Origin of the sequence: Bacillus sp. FSL K6-2819, assembly GCF_038008305.1 — a bacterium.
Lineage (GTDB): Bacteria > Bacillota > Bacilli > Bacillales > Bacillaceae > Bacillus > Bacillus amyloliquefaciens.
This window is the reverse complement of record NZ_JBBOYV010000001.1, coordinates 325,664-347,802: the sequence shown is the minus strand read 5'-3', so window position 1 is coordinate 347,802 and position 22,139 is coordinate 325,664. Positions and strand designations below refer to the sequence as shown.

2 protein-coding genes are annotated in these 22,139 nt (G+C 51.6%); both read right to left on the bottom strand.

The window, feature by feature from the left end; translation table 11 throughout:
• Window positions 1-23 precede the first annotated feature (23 nt).
• A complete protein-coding gene (gene srfAB, locus MHH91_RS01785; RefSeq protein ID WP_014469726.1) occupies window positions 24-10,784 on the bottom strand; it encodes a surfactin non-ribosomal peptide synthetase SrfAB in 10,761 nt (3,586 codons plus the stop codon).
• A 21-nt stretch (window positions 10,785-10,805) separates the two neighbouring features.
• Window positions 10,806-21,560: a surfactin non-ribosomal peptide synthetase SrfAA gene (gene srfAA, locus MHH91_RS01770; protein WP_340976750.1), complete on the bottom strand. Its 10,755-nt coding sequence runs from the start codon at window positions 21,558-21,560 to the stop codon at window positions 10,806-10,808.
• Window positions 21,561-22,139 lie beyond the last annotated feature (579 nt).

The following is a 22,139-nucleotide window of genomic DNA, read 5'->3' as shown; positions in this document are numbered from 1 at the left end:
CCCCCTTCTGTTATCTGTTTTTATCACGTTAAATTCTCCTCAAGCATGTCAAAGATGTCTCCCATTTCATCCATCTCAAGATCCTTCGCGCTGAAATCGCTCGGCGTAAATTCTTTCTCCTCTTTGGCCGTGCAATGGCGGATGATCATTAAGAGATTGTCTTTAAACCGTTCTATCTGTGTTTCAACGGTGCTTCTTTCATATTCCTCCTGATTGTATGAGCAGGAAATGACGAAGCGGCCGCCGGTGATCATACCGCTGAAGCTCAATGCGTATAACGCTTCTGACTCTTCGCTGACCTGACGTCCCATATCATATGGAGACGGCTCAAACCATTCGGTTTTCACCTCATTGTCAAACTGCCCTAAGTAGTTAAAACTGATTTCTGGCGTGAAACTTCTTTCTGTTTCATCTGGTGACAGATATCGAAGAATTCCGTAGCCGACGCCTTTATCAGGAACGCGCCTCACCGTCTCTTTTACCGTTTTAATGACAGAGGAGACGCCGTCCTCCTTGCTGACCTGCAGAATCAGAGGATATTGGGCCGTAAACCAGCCGACCGTACGTGAAATATTGACATTCGGTATGATTTCTTCCCGGCCGTGCCCTTCTAAGTTGATGCCGACTTTACCGTTTTCCGTCCATTCACCGATCGTTAAGCCGAGCGCGCTGAGCAGAATGTCGTTGATTTCCGTTCCGTACGGATGGTGAACATCCGTGAGCAGCTGTGCCGTTTCTTCCTCAGTCAGTTCACATTTCACGGCCGCCGTATGCTTGACGAGCCGTTTTTTCGTATCACGGTCTTTCGGCAGCCGCGGCAGCTGTTCCGCATCTGCCCGCGCCCAATAATCCGCCTGCTTCTTCAGCTCATCTGACTGCGCAAACGTGTGCAGCGCCTCCGCCCAATCTTTGAAGGAGTGGGTTTTCTGCGGGAAAACGATGCTGTTTTGCTGCTGTGCCTGTTTATAGCCTGAAGCAAAATCCTCAAGCAGAATTCTCCACGACACCCCGTCCACGACGAGATGGTGAATCGCGATTAAAAGGTGATCGCCTTGTTCTGTCCGGTATTGCTCTGCTTTTAGCAGCGGACCGTTCCGCAGATCAAGACTGCCCTGAAGATGATCGGCAAGCCGCTGGATCTGGCTTTTCAGCATATCCTCGTCAGTTCCAAACAGGTCAACGATTTCAAAGCTTGTCTTGCATTCACTGACAGGCAGGTATGTCTGAATGACGCCTTCCCTTTCTTCACGGTAGACCATGCGAAGTGCATCGTGATGTTCGATCAATGCTTGCAGCGTTTTTTCCACCAGTACCGGATCAAAGCCGTCTTTCGCATGAAGCATAACGGACTGGTTCCAGTGGTGTTTGTCCGTAAAGTTTTTCTCAAAGAACCAGCGCTGGATCGGCGTTAAGTCCGCTTCGCCTTCGACAGGGCCCTGGTCGGCCTGCTTGCCTTCCGTCCGCTCCACATAGGAGACGAGTTCTTCGATGGTCGGGTGCTGGAAGAGATCCTTCATCTCCAGCTTGTAGCCGTGCTGGTTCAGGCGGCTCGCCATTTGAATGCCTTTGATCGAGTCGCCGCCGAGCGTGAAGAAATTATCGCTTACGCCGATCTGTTCAAGGCCGAGCACTTCCTGCCAAATGTCAGAAAGCAGCGTCTCCATTTCCGTTTCCGGCGCTTTGTACGCGGCGCTTCCCGCTTCAATGTCCGGCGACGGCAGGGCTTTTTTGTCAATCTTTCCGTTTGCGGTGACCGGAAGCTCGTCCATCTCCACCCAGAACGCCGGCACCATGTAGTCAGGAAGGGTATCTTTCAACGCCGCTTTGAGCGCTTCGATGTCCGTCTGCTGAGGCGCGACATAGGCGCAAAGCGCGGTATTGCCCGCTTTGTCTTCCACCGCTGTCACGGCTGCGTCATGAACTCCCGCAAGCTGGGCGAGGCGGACTTCAATTTCTGAAAGCTCGATCCGGTAGCCGCGCACTTTGACCTGCTGGTCGATGCGGCCGATGTATTCGATGCCGCACTGCGTGTTCCATTTGACGAGGTCGCCGGTCCGGTACATGCGCTCGCCGGGCACAAACGGATCGGCGGTAAACCGCTTCGCCGTTTCTTCTTCACGGTTCAGGTATCCGCGCGCAAGCCCGCGGCCTGCCACGCACAATTCACCGGCAATGCCTTCCGGCTGCACCTGATCGCCGTCGCCGAGAATATAAGCTCTCGTATTGGCAATCGCCCGTCCGATTGAAAGCGAATCTTCCTCCGGATTGATCACGCCGCTTGTTGCGACGACGGTGTTTTCCGTCGGGCCGTAGTTGTTGACGATCGTGTACGGCTGTTTCACCGCCCGCTTCAGCTTGTCGCCTCCGACGAGAAGCATGCGGAGAGAGCTATTTTCCAGCTCCATAAACTGTTCGGCCAGCTGCGTCGGCAGGAAGGTGATCGTCACGCCGTGCTCTTGGAAATAGTGATTTAAGCGGGTGATATCCAGCCGGATCGCTTCGTCAATGACGTGAAGCTCCGCGCCGATGGTCCATGTCGGGAACATCTCCCAGATGGAGGCGTCAAAACCGAAGCCCGCATATTTGGCGCTCTTATCGTCCGCCGTCATGGCGAATGCGTCGTGGTGCCAGAAGCACAGATTCACGAGCGCATGGTGTTCGACCATGACACCCTTCGGCTGTCCGGTCGTTCCCGACGTGTAAATCATATACGCGAGGTGATCCGCCGTTGTTTCCGTCTGCGGGTTCGCTTCATCATTTTCATCAAGCGGCAGGCTCAGAATCGAGCGGCTGCCGTCAAGCAGAATCGTTTCTCCGGTGTAGCCATCCGGCACATCGAGCGCTTCCTGCGTGAGAAGCAGCTTGGCGCCGCTGTCCTGCAGAATGTAGCTGATACGTTCTTCCGGATAGTCCGGATCAATCGGCACAAATGCCGCTCCCGCTTTCAGGACGCCGAGTACGCCCGCGGCCATTTCCAAGGACGGTTTCGTCAAAATGCCGATCCGTTCGTCAGCCGTGGCACCGCAATCCATGAGAATGCGCGCAATGCGGTTCGCCCTTGCGTTCAGCTCGCCGTACATCCATTTCACGCCGTTGTACGCCACGGCCGGACGGTCTGTGTGGCGGGCAGCCGTTTCTTCAAAGAGACGGTAAACCGTTTTGTCCCGCGGCACGGAAAGCGTTTTTCCTTTCCATGCGTTAAGAAGGGCTTGTTGTTCAGCATCGCTGATCAGTGAAAGCTCAGGCAGCTTTCTGTCAGGGCTTTCTGCCGCTTCCTTCAGAATTCGCAGGAAGCCGGCGCTCCACTTTTCAATTGTTTCTTTCTTAAACAGATCAGTCGCATATTCAAACTGAAGACCGAGGCCTTCTTGATCCGTAAAGCCGCCAAGCGTCAGATCGAATTTCGCCGTGCCTTGGTTCGACTCATACGGGGTAATGCGCAGGTTCTCCAGTTCCAGCGTTTCTTTATCCGGATCTTCTGTCGTCACCATAACCTGGAACAACGGGTTTCGGCTCATATCTCTCGGCAGGTCAAGCTTTCCGATCAGATCCTCAAACGGATATTCCTGATGCGCCAGCGCATCGAGATTGGTTTGTTTCACCCGTTCGAGCAGTTCGGCGAAGGTCTGCTCTTTGCGCGTTTCATTGCGAAGCGCAAGCGTATTGACAAACATGCCCGGCATTTGCTGAACTTCGGCGCTCGTTCTTCCGGCGGTCACCGAGCCGATAATAATATCGCGCTGCCCCGTGATTTTGCTCAAAAAGACATGGAACGCGGCGTGAAGCACCATGTGAAGAGTCGCTCCCGATGCATCCATTAATTCACGCACCGCTTTTTCTGTTTCAACCCCCGCTCTGAAGCGGACGGATTGTCCTTTAAAGCTTTGAACCGCAGGACGAGGAAAATCGGTCGGCAGATTCAGTTCAGGAAGCTCGCCGGAAAACGCAGAGAGCCAATAACGCTCATGCTCTTTCATCCGTTCGGCCTGCTCAGGTTCATTCTGCCAGACGGCGAAATCTTTATAATGCAGGTTCGGCGCCGGCAGACTTCCGCCTTTGTAAAGATGGGCAAGCTCTTTGACCAGCATGCTTCTGGACACGCCGTCGGCAATAATATGATGCATATCCAAGAGCAGCAGGTGTTTCTTTTCATTCAATCTGACAAGAGCGGCCCGAATGAGCGGAGCCGCACTCAGATCAAACGGCTTAATGAATGCCCGAATGATAAGATCGGCTTTCTCTTCATCAGCTGCTTCAAGGACGTGCAGCTCGATGTCTGCCTGTTCTGCGATCCGCTGCATCGGCCGGCCTTTTTGATCGATAAAAGACGTCCGCAAAGATTCGTGGCGATTGATCATCTGATTGAGCGCTTCCTGAAGCCTTGAAATATTGACTTCTCCTTCCATCAAAAGAACGGACGGCATGTTGTAGCTGATTGTGTCCCGGTCAAGCTGGTTCAGGACGTACATTCGTTTTTGGGCGGATGATAACGGGTACACGTCAGCCGCTCCGGCTGGCCGGATCATCCGATATCCCTCAGATACCGCCGATTTTTCGATATATACGGCAAGCTGGCGGACAGTCGGCTGTTCGAACAGCGCTTTTAACGGAACCGTTTTGTCCAGTTCAGCCTGAATATTGGCGAGAAGCATCATGCCTTTTAAAGAGTGCCCGCCGTAATCGAAGAAATTATCGTCGATGCCGAGAGAATCCGCACCGAGTGTCTTTTGCCAAATGCGGCACAGCTTCTCTTCCAGCTCCGTTTCCGGCAAGGCTGAAGCCGCTTGCGCCGTTTGGCTTGCGCCCGGTTTCGGAAGAGCGTTTTTATCCGTTTTTCCGTTGGCTGTGAGCGGAATATGGTCAACCTGCACGAAATAGGCCGGAAGCATATGAGACGGGAGTGTTTCGGAAAGCCGTTTGCGAAGCTCGGAGCCTTTCAGGTCGCTGTCGGACTTATAGTACGCGCACAGTTCCGGCAGCCCGCCTTCGCTGACCGCGAGAACGACCGCCTCCTGAATGCCGTTTATGCTTAACAGTACGGTTTCAACCTCTTTTAATTCAATGCGGTAGCCCCGGATTTTCACCTGGTCATCCGCACGGCCGATAAATTCAATCGTCCCGTCAGAAAGCCTGCGGACGACATCTCCCGTTTTGTACATCAGGCTGCCCGGTGAAAAAGGATTGGGGAGAAACTTCTCAGCCGTCAGTTGCGGACGGTGGAGATATCCTCTGGCAAGCCCCTTTCCGGTGATATAAAGCTCACCGCTTGCGCCCGAAGGAACAAGCTGCATTGATCCGTCCAGCACAAGCGCACCGGTATTTGCGATCGGGCGGCCGATGACGGGGCGCTGCTCATATTGATCAAGCCGCTCCATATTGATCCGCCCGGCAATGGCGCCGATCGTCGTTTCCGTCGGCCCGTAGTGATTGATGAAATCCGTATGGGCGTATACGTCATGAAACTTGCGGACATCGGACGTAATGATTTTTTCACCGCCGAGCACCACTAAACGAAGCGGGCTGAAACGGCGTTCTTCCGCAAAACGGGCTGTATTGACGATCATATGGAACAATGACGGCGTCAGCTTCATATACGTAATGCCGTTTTTCTCTATATACTCACCAAGCTGATCAGGCGCGGTGTACGTCTCTTTCGGCACAATGTGCAGCTCGCCTCCCGCCTGAAGGATCGGGAACAGGGCCGTGTATCCGAGATCAAATGCGTAGGAAGACAGCAGCACGGATTTGTCAGCTTCGGTCAGACCGGCTTCACGGCTGAACCATGTGACATAATTGACCAGATTGCGATGCTCCAGCTGGACGCCTTTCGGTTTGCCCGTTGTTCCCGAGGTATAAATGATATAAGCAAGCTGACCGGCGCCGGGCTCCGTTTCGAGCCGATCGGCGCTTTCATTCCGCCATTCTCCGTCTTCCATTACGACCGTTTTTCCGTTATAAACGGCAGCCGCGGTCATATTTCTCTCATTGACAACGAGAAGCTTCGTCCCGCTGTCTTCCAGAGAGTAGCGGATTCTCTCTTCAGGCGTTTCCGGATCAATCGGGAGAAACGCAGCCCCGGCTTTCATGACGCCGAGAATCGCGGTAATTAAGTCAGCCGAACGATCCATCATAATGGCAACGATGTCCTCACTGCCCGCTCCGCAGGACTGTAGGTGGCGCGCAAACCGGTTCGACTGTTCATCGAGCTCGCGATATGTCAGACTTGTTCCGCCTGCAACCGCCGTGAGATCAGGCGTTTTTTGCGCTTGCCGTTCAAACAGCGAAACAAAAGTGCCTTCAGGCAGGTCCGCTTCCGTACGTTTTTCATCAGAAAGGAGCGCTTCCCGCTCAGAAGCAGACAGCAGACTTGCATCAGCCAGCTGAATATCCGGATTTTCGGCACAGGCTTTAATCAGATTGACAAAATGAGTGCTCCAGCGGCGGATTGTTTCATCCGCAAATAAGGCTTTCGCATAATCAAAGCTCAATCCGACCTCTTCTCCGCGTTCAGCCGCTTCTAAAGAAAGATCAAATTTAGCGACATGATGATGCATGGAATATGAAGAAATCTGCAAATCACCGAGCCGCAGAGACGGGATCTCCATGTTCTGCATATTAAATAACACGCTGAACAGAGGACTCCGGCTTGTATCCCTCGTTAACGGCAGTTTTTCAATTAATTCTTCAAGCGGATAGCTTTGATGCTCAAAAGCTTGCAGACTCGCCGTTTTCACCTCGTCCAGGAATTGCTTGAACGTTTTTTTGCCGGAAGGATGCGACCGAAGCGCAACTGTGTTGACAAACATGCCCGGCACCTCTTGGAGATCAGGATGCTGTCTTCCGGCTGCCGGAGATCCGACTATAATATCTTCCTGTCCTGAATATTTGGAGAGCAGCACTTGAAAAGCGGCTAACAAGAACATATACATCGTCGTATCCGTATCAGCCAGCAACGTCTTAATCTGCGCCGTCACCTGCTTATCAAGTCCGAAAATGACGCGTTCCCCTTCAAAACTGCGCTCGGCAGGACGCGGGAAATCAAGCGGCAGGTCCAGCACCGGCAGATCGCCTTTGAACCTATCGAGCCAGTAAGCTTCGTGCTGATCGAGATTTGCTTTTTCACGCTGCCAGACTGAAAAATCTTTATAATGGATCTTTGGCGGCGCAAGCTCCGTGCCTTGATAAAGCTTCGCCAGATCACCGATGAAAATGCCCATTGAGCTGCCGTCCGTAATAATGTGGTGCATGTCAATCAGCAGAAGATAGCGATCTTCTTCAATCCGGATCAGCTTCGAACGGACGAGCGGCGCGCGATTGAGCGCAAACGGTCTGATAAAGGCTTTTGTCAGCTCTTCCGCATCTTCTTCCCGTACCTCTGCGGTTTCCAGCTCAAATGATACATTTTTATGAATGGTCTGCACGACTTCTCCATCCGCCATGTCAAACGATGTACGCAGTGTCTCATGCCGATTGATTAATGCCTGCATGGCCCCCTCAAGACGGTTTTTGTCTACCGATCCCTCCAGCAAAAGTACAGCAGGGACGTTGTAGCTCGTGCTGGCCTGCCCAAGCTGATTGAGGATATACATCCTGCGTTGTGCTGAGGAAACAGGATAATGCTTCTGATAAGGCGCTTGTCGGATCGGTTCAAACTGCTGCTCCTCCTCGCTCTCATGCTGCAAATAATGCGCAAGCTCCTGGATTGTCGGCTTTTCAAATAACACTTTGATTGGCACTTCTTTTTGAAAATGCTCCTGGATTTTAGCGGTCATCATCATGGCTTTTAAAGAATGTCCGCCAATCGTGAAGAAATTGTCAGTCACACCCGCTTTTACCCCAAGAATGCCTTCCCAAATGTCCGCGAGTTTCTGCTCCGCTTCCGTTTTCGGCGCTTCGTATTCTTTTTGAACGGCTTCAGTCTGCGGCTCAGGCAGCGCCTTTTTATCAATTTTTCCGTTCGCCGTCAGCGGAAACTGATTCATCTGGATGAAGTGCGCGGGAATCATGTATTCAGGAAGTGATTCCGAAAGCGCTTTGCGCAAGTCTTCCGGCGAAAGGGCTTGGTCTGCTGTAAAGTAAGCGCAGATTTCATTTTCGTCCGCTTTGTTTTTCCGAATCACAGCGGCAGATTCCGTCACATTCTCCGCCTGGCTGATTTTCGCCTCGATTTCGCCGAGCTCGATTCTGAAACCGCGGACTTTTACTTGATTGTCAATTCTGCCGAGAAACTCGATCGTGCCGTCCGGAAGCCACTTCGCCAAGTCGCCCGTCCGGTATATCATTTCATCCGGTCTGAATGGATCACAGACAAATTGTTTCTCCGTTAATTCAGGCAGATTCACATAGCCTCTTGCCACTCCGCTTCCGCCGACGCACAGCTCACCGGGTGCGCCGATCGGCTGAAGATTGCGGTTTTCGTCCATAATGTATGCAGTGGAATTTCCGATCGGCTTACCGATCGGGACAGAACCTTCATAGTCCTGATCAATGAGAAAACTGGTCGAAAACGTCGTATTTTCCGTCGGGCCGTAGCCGTTCCAAAGCGAGAGCTCCGGTGACGCCTTTCTTACTTTGCTGACGATATGCGGTACAAGCGCGTCCCCGCCGATGATGAGGTGCCGGAGCGTGTTAAACATACCGGCATCCTTTTGGGCAAGCTGGTTAAACAGCGGAGATGTCAGCCACATTGTCGTGATCCGCTGCTCTTTAAGAAATTGAGCGAATTGTCCGGCGTCAAGCAGCGTCTCTTTTTTAACCGGGTGCAGCGAAGCTCCGTTCAGCAATGCACCGAAAACTTCAAAGGTTCCGGCATCAAAGCTGACGGCTCCCGTTTGCGCCATCCGGTCTTCTTCATGAACCGGCACGTAATTCGAATGTTTGACGAGCCTGATGATATTTCTGTGTTCAATCATGACGCCTTTCGGTTTGCCGGTCGATCCGGATGTATACATGATATACGCCAGATCGTTTCCGCCTGAAGGGAGATTCAGGTCTGTTCCGCTTACCTTTTCATCCGTGCTTTCGTCCAGCATGATGACCGGAACTTGCAATGTGCCCGCTTGTTCTTGATAAGCCTGAACCGTCAGCACGAGCTGAATCGAGCTGTCTTCCGCCATGAAGCGGAGACGGTCCTCCGGAAATGCCGGATCAATCGGCACATATGCGCCCCCTGCTTTTAAGACGGCAAGCATTCCGATAACGGTTTCCGCAGACCGGTCATTCATAATAGCTGCGGTCCGGCCTTTTTCCAGTCCGTTCCCGACAAGATGTCTCGCCAGACGGTTGGCCGCTTCGTTTACTTCGCGGTAAGTCCACTCGTGTCCATCTTCTTTTATCGCGATGCTTGCAGGCGTCCGGTTTGCTTGTGCTTCAAACAAACGGTGAACGGCCTCCTCTTTTGGAAGCTCCGTTTTCGTATCATTGAATATTTCAACAATCTGCCGTTCTTCCTCGCCTGAAACAAGGCCGAGATCCCGCACGGGGGCATCAGGCGTTCCGACCGCCGCTTTCATCATGCGCGTCAGATGATGCGCCGTTCGTTCGATGGCATCATGAGCGAAAGCCGCCCCGTTGTATTTGATTTTGACAGTCCACGTTTTTCCCGGATAAACGATGAGATTGAAATCAAAGCTCGTCTGCTCAAAAGCATGTTCCACTTTTATGGAAAATCCGAGTCTTTCCTCCATGCCCCCGTTTTCGAGCTCTTTGTCCAGCGGATAATTTTCAAACGCGACCAAATGATTCAAGAGGCTGCCGTCCAGAGCGGAGCGCTTTTGAATGTCATAGAGCGGCACATAATCATAGCGCTCAGCTTCCACTGCGTTTTTCTGAACTGCCGTCATCACGTCAGAAAAGGATGCTTCTTTGTCAATCTTGATTCTGACGGGAATCGTATTGATGAACAGCCCGGCCATTGTTTCAATGCCGTTGATTTCTGAAGGACGGCCTGATACGACAGTTCCGAACACTACATCGTCTGTATAGTTGTATTTGCTGAGCACCGCGCCCCAAACGGCCTGAAACAAGTTAGGCCCCGTGACTTGATGCCGGTTGGCGGTCTGCTGAATTTGCGCGACCAGCTCTTCATCCCAGACAAAAGAATATTCTTCATTTTGGTAGCCTTTCTTTTCTGATGCCAGACGGCCCGGGAGCAGACTCGGCTGTTCGAAATCCGCCAAGCGGCTGCTCCAATATTGTTCCGCCTCATCATAATCCCGTCCTCCGAGCCATTTGATATAGTCAGAGTAAGGCTTGCCCTGGCTTCCCCCGGCGGGCCGGCCGGCACGAAGCGCTTCATAGTTTTGAAACAGGCTTTTCATCAAAACGCCCATACTCCAGCCGTCCATGACGATATGATGATTGCTCCAGACGAGATACAGCTCCTTCTCACTGAGTCTGAATACCGCCGCTTTAAAGAGAATATCCTTCGCCAGATGAAAACCCTGCTGCTGCACATCGCGTTTATAGCGCTCTATATATTCGGTTTGCCGTTCTTCATCTAATTGACTGATATCTTCATAGTGCACCTTTGTCTTCCGCTCCGCCAATACGACTTGGCGCGGTTTTTGAAGCTGCTGGTGCACGAATACCGTACGCAGGATGTCATATGTCCGGATCAGCTCATTGACGCTTTTTTCAAAAAGCTCAAGCTGAAAGCATCCATGAATCCTAAGCTCTAATTGTGTGAAGTAGGAGGAAGAATGCGGATCAAGCAGCGCATGATACAGCATTCCCTCCTGCATCGGTGTGAGTGCATACACCTTTTGAATCGATTTTTTGCTCATAAGTCACCTCTGCCTTTTCTGTTAAAGAATTTCCATTAATTTATCAAGTTCATCAAGCGTCAGATCATCATCACCAAGATCACTAGGCGTAAGTTCAGGGCCGTCTTGAGACAGGCAATGATCTATGATTTCCAGAAGGTGCCCTTTAAAGCTGTCACTGAACGATTGAATGGTTTTTTCATGAAATTCGAGAGAATGATAGGCAAACGTCATCGTCATCTGCCCATTTTCTATAAATCCGACAATATCAAGCGCATTCGGCTTCTCCGTGTCAGGGCTCAGCGATTGTCCTGACGGCATATCGGACCTTGTAAATAAGCCGGAATCCGACATCTCATTAAACTGTCCTAAGTAGTTAAAGCTGATATCCGGATCAATCTCAAACGACAGATTCTCTTTATGCTCAGGCGCCGTTACATAACGCAGAATACCGTAACCGACTCCCTTGTTCGGGATATGCCTGATGTCTTCTTTCATTTGTTTCAGCTGATATGAAAGATCGTCGGCGTGTTTCATCTCAAGGATCATCGGATACATGCTCGTAAACCACCCGACCGTCCGGGTGATATTCAGGCCGTCAAGAATGTCCTCGCGCCCGTGGCCTTCCAAGTGAACGCCGATCGTGTCTTCACCCGTCCACTCTTTCAGCGCCAGTCCGAGCGCCGTGAGCAGGATGTCGTTCATTTCCGTATGGTAGGCTTCATGTACATTTGTCGTCAGCTGTTCAGTTTGTTCAGCTGTCAGAGAGAAGCTGACCGTTCTTGTATATTTCATGCGCTGATCAGAAGACTGCCTGTCTTTCGGGAGCTGAGTGCATACCTCTTTTTCCTCAAGCTCTTTCCAGTAATCCGCTTCTTTCAGAAACGCCTTCGTATTTGCGTATTCTTTGATTCTCTCAGCAAATTCCGCAAATGAATGTGTTTTCGGCGGCAGCGCCGGTTCATTGCCTTGCTTCAGCTGTGTATAAACGGAAGTGAAGTCCTCCAGTAAAATCCGCCAAGATACACCGTCTACGACTAAGTGATGAATCGCAAGGAGAAGGTGATCTCCGTCTTCCGCCCGGAAGAGCCCGGCCTTCAGCAGAGGTCCTGTTTCCAGTGAAATACTGCTTTGAAGACGATCTGCTTCCCGTTCGATACGGTCTTCATGATCTTCAGCAAGTCCGTTCAGCTCAAAGACGTTCAGTTCAACAGGGGCATCCTCAAGCCCTCTGTAATACGGTTTTTGCTCGCGATAAATCATCCGGAGCGCATCATGATGCGCCGTCAGTACATGTAATGTTTTTTCTGTTACAGCCGGATCAAAGCCGTCTTTCGCATGAAGCATGACGGATTGGTTCCAGTGGTGTTTGTCCGTAAAGTTCTTCTCAAAGAACCAGCGCTGGATCGGCGTTAAGTCCGCTTCGCCTTCGACAGGGCCCTGATCGGCCTGCTTGCCTTCCGTCCGCTCCACATAGGAGACGAGCTCTTCGATGGTCGGGTGCTGGAAGAGATCCTTCATCTCCAGCTTGTAGCCGTGCTGGTTCAGGCGGCTCGCCATTTGGATGCCTTTGATCGAGTCGCCGCCGAGCGTGAAGAAATTATCGCTTACGCCGATCTGTTCAAGGCCGAGCACTTCCTGCCAAATGTCAGAAAGCAGCGTCTCCATTTCCGTTTCCGGCGCTTTGTACGCGGCGCTTCCCGCTTCAATGTCCGGCGACGGCAGGGCTTTTTTGTCAATCTTTCCGTTTGCGGTGACCGGAAGCTCGTCCATCTCCACCCAGAACGCCGGCACCATGTAGTCAGGAAGGGTATCTTTCAACGCCGCTTTGAGCGCTTCGATGTCCGTCTGCTGAGGCGCGACATAGGCGCAAAGCGCGGTATTGCCCGCTTTGTCTTCCACCGCTGTCACGGCTGCGTCATGAACTCCCGCAAGCTGGGCGAGGCGGACTTCAATTTCTGAAAGCTCGATCCGGTAGCCGCGCACTTTGACCTGCTGGTCGATGCGGCCGATGTATTCGATGCCGCACTGCGTGTTCCATTTGACGAGGTCGCCGGTCCGGTACATGCGCTCGCCGGGCACAAACGGATCGGCGGTAAACCGCTTCGCCGTTTCTTCTTCACGGTTCAGGTATCCGCGCGCAAGCCCGCGGCCTGCCACGCACAATTCACCGGCAATGCCTTCCGGCTGCACCTGATCGCCGTCGCCGAGAATATAAGCTCTCGTATTGGCAATCGCCCGTCCGATTGAAAGCGAATCTTCCTCCGGATTGATCACGCCGCTTGTTGCGACGACGGTGTTTTCCGTCGGGCCGTAGTTGTTGACGATCGTGTACGGCTGTTTCACCGCCCGCTTCAGCTTGTCGCCTCCGACGAGAAGCATGCGGAGAGAGCTATTTTCCAGCTCCATAAACTGTTCGGCCAGCTGCGTCGGCAGGAAGGTGATCGTCACGCCGTGCTCTTGGAAATAGTGATTTAAGCGGGTGATATCCAGCCGGATCGCTTCGTCAATGATGTGAAGCTCCGCGCCGATGGTCCATGTCGGGAACATCTCCCAGATGGAGGCGTCAAAACCGAAGCCCGCGTATTTGGCGCTCTTATCGTCCGCCGTCATGGCGAATGCGTCGTGGTGCCAGAAGCACAGATTCACGAGCGCATGGTGTTCGACCATGACACCCTTCGGCTGTCCGGTCGTTCCCGACGTGTAAATCATATAAGCGAGGTGATCCGCCGTTGTTTCTGTCTGCGGGTTCGCTTCATCATTTTCATCAAGCGGCAGGCTCAGAATCGAGCGGCTGCCGTCAAGCAGAATCGTTTCTCCGGTGTAGCCGTCCGGCACATCGAGCGCTTCCTGCGTGAGAAGAAGCTTGGCGCCGCTGTCCTGCAGAATGTAGCTGATACGTTCTTCCGGATAGTCCGGGTCAATCGGCACAAATGCCGCGCCCGCTTTCAGGACGCCGAGTACGCCCGCGGCCATTTCCAAGGACGGTTTCGTCAAAATGCCGATCCGTTCGTCAGCCGTGACACCGCAATCCATGAGGATGCGGGCGATGCGGTTCGCCCTTGCGTTCAGCTCGCCGTACGTCCATTTCACGCCGTTGTATGCCACGGCCGGGCGGTCTGTGTGGCGGGCAGCCGTTTCTTCAAAGAGACGGTGAACCGTTTTGTCCCGCGGCACGGAAAGCGTTTTTCCTTTCCATGCGTTAAGGAGGGCTTGTTTTTCTGTTTCATTCACCAATGAAAGCTCGGAAAGCTTCGCAGCCGGATTTTCCGCTGCGGCTTCTAACAGATGGAGCCAATAATGCTTCCATGTCTCTGCCGTTTCCGGTTTAAACAGCGCGGTGTTATATTCAAGCACAAACGTCAGGCCTCCGTCTGTGTCATCGGCCGTCATTGTCAGATCAAACTTGGCTGTTTTTCTGTCAAACGGATGATGCTTCAGCTCAATTCCTTCCATGACCAGATCTTCCGCATTTGCGTTTTGCATGGAGAATACCGCATCAAACAGCGGATTTCTGCTCGTATCACGCTGCACCTCAACCTTTTGCAGCAGGTCTTCAAGCGGATAATCCTGTGCATCAAATGCACGTAATGCGGTTTGTTTCACTTCTTCAAGATAATCCGCGAAAGTTTTGTCCGCCTCCGGATACGTCCGAAGCGCGAGTGTATTCACAAATACGCCGATGACGTTTGCGAGATCCGCATGTGACCGTCCCGCGACCGGTGAGCCGACAATGATGTCATGCTGTCCGCTCAGTTTTGAGAGAAAAGCGCTGTATGACGCCAGCAGCACCATGTACATGGTAGAACCCGTTTGTTTCGCAAGACTGCGAAGAGCCGACGTCTGCTTCTCCGTCAGAGAAAAGACCAGCTTGTCTCCTTCAAAGGTTTGCACGGCAGGACGGCTGTAATCAGCCGGAAGCGTCAATACCGGAAGCTCGCCGTCAAGCTCCCGAAGCCAATGCTCCTCCTGCTTGCGATACTGCTCTGATTCAATAAATGTCTGCTGCCATACCGCATAGTCTTTATAATGAATCCGCAGTGGCTCAAGCGTTTCGCCGCCATATAAGCGGGACAGTTCATCTATCAGCACGCCTACGGAAGCGCCGTCCGAAATGATATGGTGCATGTCAAACAACAGCAGGTGATCATGTTCAGCCAGCTTGACCAGGCCCGTTCTGACGAGAGGAAGCTGATCCAGGCGGAACGGCCGGATAAAGCTCTGAATAATTTGTTCAGCGTCTTCCTCAGAGGCTTCGTAATATTCCATGTCAATATCAGCTTCGGCCCATATACGCTGAACCGTTTCTCCATCCTTTATGTCAAACGTCGTTCTGAAGGCTTCATGGCGCTCTGTCAGCTGTTTCATGACGGATTTCAGCTTTTCTGCATCAAGCTTTCCTTTTAAACGCAGCACAGACGGCATGTTATAGCTTGTTTCAGCGCCTTCCAGCTGCTGAAGCACGAACATCCGCTTCTGCGGTGAAGAAACCGGATACGTTTCCCGCACGGCAGCAGGCATGATACTCTCAGCCGCCTTCCGTTCAGATCCGGCAATCAGCTTCGCCAGGCCCGCAGCCGTCGGAGAAGTGAACAGATCCTTTAATGTAAGCCGGACGCCGAATGTCTGCTGAATGAGAGCAAGCAGTTTCATCCCCGCTAACGAATGGCCTCCGATCTCAAAGAACTGATCATGGATGCCAACCCGCTCCATTTGCAGCACCTCAGCCCAAATATCCGTTAGTTTTTGTTCTGTTTCATTGCGCGGCGCCGTATATGACACGGCGTTCGCTGCAGTCACATCAGGCATCGGCAGCGCCCGCCTGTCAATTTTTCCGTTTCCTGTAAGAGGCAATTCATCCATTTGAATAAAGACGGCCGGAATCATATAAGCCGGGAGATCCTTCGCCGTATGCTCCCTCAGTTCCCGGGAAGATATTTCTCTAAGGCCGACAAAGTACGCGCAAAGAAGTTTGTCACCCGCGCCCTGGTCTACAGCGAGCACGATGCATTCCTGAACCTGGTCATGACTTTGGAGCTGATGCTCAATTTCGCCAAGCTCAATCCGCTGTCCCCGGATTTTCACCTGATGGTCGATACGTCCGATAAACTCGATATCGCCATTCGGCAGCCATCTGGCCAAGTCGCCCGTTTTATACATCCGTTCACCTTCCTTAAACGGATGTTTTACAAATTTTTCTTCCGTCAGTTCAGGACGGTTGTAGTAGCCTTCTACGAGGCCTTCCCCGCTGACGCACAGTTCTCCCGGGATGCCTGCCGGCTGTATTCGCCCGGCCTTGTTCATGATGAAGATTTCCGTATTGCTGACCGGTTTTCCGATCGGAACGGAGATCGCATCCTCTTCAATGACATCCACTGGATGGTATGTCGCAAATACAGTGCTTTCCGACGGGCCGTACATATGGAGCAGTCTTCCTTTTCCGACTGCCGCAAGCGCCTTCTTGACATGCTCAACAGACGCTCTTTCGCCCCCGAACATGATTTTCCGAAGCGTCGTCAGACAGGACGGCTCCATATCAACAAGCAGGTGGAACAGGGCCGTCGTAATCATCAGAATGCTTACATTCTCCCGTTTGATCACACGGGACAAGCGGGACATGTCCAGCACCGTATCTTTCGGAACGATCACAAGCTTTGCACCGTTTAACAGCGAACCGAACATATCAAACATAAAGGCGTCAAAGACGTAGTTTGACAGTCCGAGCACCGTGTCTTCTTCAGAAACGGTCAAATAGTTCGTGTTTTTTACCGTCCGTAATATGTTGGCATGTGTGACGATGTTTCCTTTCGGCGTTCCCGTCGTGCCTGATGTATAAGTGAGATTCGCAATGGTTTTTGAATCAAACGGCAACGCGAGATTGTGAGAGTCCTTTTCATAGCTCTCCTCATCATCAGCAAGCACGATGACGCCTTGAAAACCGGCTTTTTCCGCAATCGGCTTGAGGCTTCGCTGAGTCAGGAGCACACTCGCCCCGCTGTCACGGAAGAAATGCTGAATCCGCTGAACCGGATGCTCAGGATCAATCGGCACATAGGCGGACCCCGCTTTTAACACAGCCATAATGGAAACAATCATATCCAATGACCGTTCACACAAAACAGCCGCGGTTTTTCCGCTGCCCCCGGCCGAAAGAATATGCCGCGCAAGCCTGTTGGCCCGTTCATTCAGCTGTTGATACGACAGGGTTTCCCCTTCGAACTGAAGAGCCGTCCGGTCCGGGTTCTTTTGAGCCTGTTCTTCAAAGATCTGCACGATCGTTTGATCTTTCGGGTATGCCGTGCGTTCCGGGTTGAACCGCTGTAATTGGTTCAAAGCCTCCCGTTCAGAAAGCAGATCATATTCGCTGATTTTCGCTTCCGGCTGAGCTGCCGCGCTCTCCAGCAGGCGGACATAATGCGTAAGCATACGGTCAGCAGTCGACCGCTTAAACAGCTTCGTGCAATAGTCCAGATCAAGCGCAACGCCTTCTGCCGTCTCCCTGGCCTGCATTGTCAGATCGAACTTGGCGATATTGAAGTTTGTTTCATGAAGAGACAGTGTCAGATTACCGATCTCCGGAATTCCGTCCGAAATATTTTGCAGGCTGAACATCGTATCAAATATCGGGTGCCTGCTCATATCCCGGGGCACATTCAGTTCCTCGGTCAGCCACTCAAACGGATAGTCCTGATGAGAAAACGCGTCCAGCACCTGCTTGCGCACATGGCCTAACAAGCCTGTAAATGTCTGATCCTGCTTCACGGTGCTCCGCAGCGCAAGGGTGTTGACAAACATCCCGATCAACCCCTCAGTATCAGAATGGTGTCTTCCCGCTGACGGTGTCCCTACGATGATGTCTTCCTGTCCTGAATATTTAGAAAGCAGCGTATAATATGCCGATAACAGCACCATGTAAAGGGTGGCTCCGTTTTTCTCGGCAAGCTTTTGCAGCCGTTCCCGCAGCGTTTTCGGCAGCTTGACTGACACGCGGTCACCTTCAAAGCTTTGCACCTGCGGCCGCGGATAATCAGGGAGCAGCTGAAGCACCGGCAGTTCGCCGCTGAAGACTTCCTTCCAGTATGCCCGCTCCTTCTTGTAGCCTTCTTCCGCCCGTTCCGCCTGCCAGACGGCGTAATCTTTATATTGAATGCTCAATTCAGGCAGCTGTTTTCCGCCATAGATGTCTGCAAGTTCCTTCAGCATGATGGAAATAGACACCCCGTCTGAAATAAGGTGGTGCATATCAAACAGCATCATATGGCGATTGTGACCGAGCGTTTGCAGACCGATTCTGAACAGCGGCGCCTCTTCCAGCTCAAAACGGCGCACAAAGTCCTTCATGACCTGCTCATTCGTTCTTCCGCCCGCTTCAATCACTTCAATATGAAATGGAACTTGCTCATGAATCACCTGTCTCGGCGTGCCGTCTTCTGATTGAAACGATGTTCTGAGCGCTTCATGTCTGCTGATTAAGGCAGAAAATGCACGCTCAAGTTTTTCACGATCTAAAGCGCCTTCGATCATGGCTGCCGCCGGCATGTTATACCCGACTCCCGCATCTTCAAATTGGCTCGCGATATAAACCCGCTGCTGAGCGAGAGAAAGCGGATAGCTCGCTTGCTTCTCAGCCGGCTCAATCGTACTGAAAGCCGGTCCTTCGTTTCGGCTTGCCGCATAATCGGCAAGCGCCGCGATTGTCGGATGCTCAAACAAGTACTGCAGCGGAATTTCAACGCCCATTTGCTTATGAATTTTCGTCAGAAGCGTCATTGCCTTTAATGAATGACCGCCTGACTCGAAGAAATGATCATAAATACCCGCCTTGTCCATGCCGAGTACTTCCTGCCAGATGACGGCGAGCGTTTCCTCCGTTTCATTTCTCGGTGAGGCATACTCGGACGAACTGACAGCCTGCACATCAAGCGCGAACAGCTTTTTGCGGTCCGCCTTCCCGCTCGGCGTGAGCGGAATTTTATCCGTTTTTGTAAAGTAAGCAGGCACCATGTAATCAGGAAGGTGTTTGGACACATACTCCCTGTACTCGGCAGGATGAAACTCGGTTCCTTTCTCCTGAACGATATAGGCGCAAACATCCAAGCTGCCCTGCTGATCCGGCCGTGCCAGCACGACGGCCTCCGCCGCGCCCGGAGCTTTTCTGAGCACCGTTTCAATTTCTCCCAGCTCAATGCGGTAGCCGCGGACTTTCACCTGATCATCTTCACGGCCGATATATTCGATTGTGCCGTCCGGCAGCCAGCGTGCCATATCACCCGTACGGTACATGCGGCCGCTCTCACTGAACGGGTCTTGCAAAAACTTCTCTGCGGTCAAATCCGGAAGATTTAAATAGCCGCGGCCTACACCGTCTCCAGCGATATACAGCTCACCGGCCGTACCGTCGGGCTGAAGCCGTTTGTGTTTATCCAATATATACAGCCGGGCATTTCCGAGCGGTTTTCCGATCGGAACGTACGCCGCCTGCTGCATCATTCCGTTATCTGCTGACACCGGGTGCACGGACGCATCTACGCACGTCTCCGTTGGCCCGTAGACATTTGTCAGCCGCGGCGCTCTGCCCGTTTGATGAAAGAGTTGCAGCAGCTGTTCAGCAACAGCTGCAGACAGGCCTTCTCCGCCGATGAGCATGTGGCGCAGTTCAATTCCGCTGACATCTCCCGCCGCAACCATCATCTGCAGATGCGCAGGCGTTCCGTCGGTGGCTTCAATCCGGTTTTGGCGATAATAGTCCAGCAGTGCCGAGCCGTTCGTTACAGTTGTTTTCGGCACGATATAAAGCGTCTGACCCAGAAGAAGTGAGGCAAAAATCTGTTTGACGGACGCATCAAAATGAAACGGAGCCAAAAGCGCCATTCTTAATGTCTGTTCACCGCATTGATATATCTCCTGCTGGAGTGATTGAACCAGATGATGAACTTGCCGGTGTTCAATCATCACGCCTTTCGGCCGCCCCGTTGTGCCGGACGTATAGATAATGTAAGCCAGCCGGTCTGATTGAGTGCCGACACCTTCAGCAGCCGCCTCATACTGAACGGCCTCGTCAAAATCAATCCATTCAGCATCAGTTTCACGCGCCTGTATCCCGGCCTCTGTCAGAACGGCCTTCGCTCCGCTGTCCTCCAATATGTACTGAATCCGATCCGCCGGAAAGTCAGGATCGATCGGCACATATGCGCTGCCCGCTTTCAAAATTCCCAATATTGCCGCAATGACACGTTCAGAACGGCCGAGCAGCACCGCGACAGGAGAGTCCGCTGATATCCCGGCTTTAAGAAGGCGTCCAGCGATACGGTTTGACTGATCATGTAATGTGCTGTAGGACAATGTTCGGCCTTCATATACAACCGCGGGTTTGTCAGGCAGTGACTTCGCTTTCTCTTCAAACAGCGCCGGAATCGTCATCTCCTTGCGATAAGCCACCTGATTGCCAGAGGCCCGTTTCAGAAGCATTTCTTTCTCAGAATCCGAAAGAAGAGCGAGCTCATCAATTACGCGATCAGGAGATGAAATCGCATCTTCAATCAGCGTGATCAGACGTTCAGAAACAGATTTAATTTCCTCGGCTTTGAATATGTCACTGCGATAGTCAAAATCAATCGTCAATTTCCCGGTGTCCCATCGTTCCTTCACATGAATCGAAATATCATTTGTTCCGCTTCCGCTGAAGATCGGGTCTGTCAGGAAGGACAGATTCTCTTTTTTCTGCCACTGCATCACCTGATACTCCAGAGATACTGTAAACAATCTGCTCAGCGAACTTTTCGAAGCGCGCAAATCATTGACAAGCAGGTTATACGGATACTTTTGGTGGCGGAGAATTTTCATCAGATCCTTCATCCGGCCTTTCACGAATTCCAAGAACGACTGTCCTCCATCAACGCTTGTCCGCACAGGCACCGTAGATACGAACATCCCGAGCATCTGCTTTTCCTTCGCATTCGTCCGGTTTCCCATAAACGTACCCGTGACGACGTCATCCCGGCCTGTTACTTTGTAGAGATAAGCGATCAGAGCTGACTGGAACAGAGAAAGAACGCTGACCTTATGCTCCCCGCAGAATGATTGAATCCGGCCGTACAGGTCATGAGGAATTTCTTGAGAAAACCGTTTCGCATCAAGCCCCGCATCTGCCTGGCTCCGTTTTAAAGACACAAGCTCCGGTACGGTCTCAAACTGTCCGTTCCAAAAATCCCGATCCTTTTTGAACCGCTTCGACTGCACATATTCCTGCTCTGTCAGCACGTGCTCGATAAAGGAAGGAATCTCCGCCTCGTTCTCACTTGCTCCGCCCGAAAGCTCCAAATAAATATCGGTAATCGTATTGCCCAGAATCGTCATGGAAATTCCGTCTGAAATAACGTGATGCACATTAACATAGAACCAAACCTCTTTTTCGCTGATGGTGTGCACGGAAAAACGAAACAAATCCTGATCATATAACGCCAGAGGCTTGCTTGCCTCGTCACGCCCCCATTTTGACAGCTCGTCCGCAGAGCAACCGGCTTGCCTGATATCTGTATGCTTGATAGTCAGCGGACGGTATTCGCTCACATATTGAACGGGCTCCCCCTCATCATCAAGCCGAAGACGGATTCTCATCGACTCATGCCGCCGGACGAATTCCTGTATCGCTTTCTCAACGAAATGGGCTTGTACCCCGTCTTCAGAAATGAGTTTCCCGAAGCCGGCAAGGTTTGAAATACTTGTGTGCGGATAGAATTTCTCTGTATACCAGATACGTTTTTGAGCATTTGTTAAAGGATAAAAAGTTATTCCCATATGTGTACGCCTCCCTTTTTAAGATAAAATTGTCAATTCTTCCTTAGAAACAGCCTCCCTCAATGTCCCTAACTCATTCTCAAGCCAAAAGAACCACTTACCTCCAAAACATCCCGATTCAAAACACCGCCGAAATCCGTCATCCATTACTTGTAAAGACCGAAATTTCGGCATCAAATTATGGGAAATCCAGACAAAAGTCAAGATTGTAAGCACGAAAGGTTTACCTATTTCTTCATGAATTTCTATATATCTACTTACGTTCACTTTATATGAAAATATTGTTTTTATCACCGAAAAATGGGTGAAAAGTTTCATGCGGCACACCGAAAAAAATTCCGACAAATCCAGAGGGATTTTTGCGGCATCCCGCAATTTATTTTCAAAAAATATTATTTACGTAAAATTAAAAATCTTTAAACTATAGTATAAAATCTGCCGAATATCCCATTATGGCAGAATGAAAAAAGTTAACATATGTAAGCCGATACAAGAAAAAAAGCGCAAGAACCGAAACAGGAGGTTCAACCGTTCGCAATATGATTTCATTAACCCGCAAAAAAAAGCACTCTATTTTAC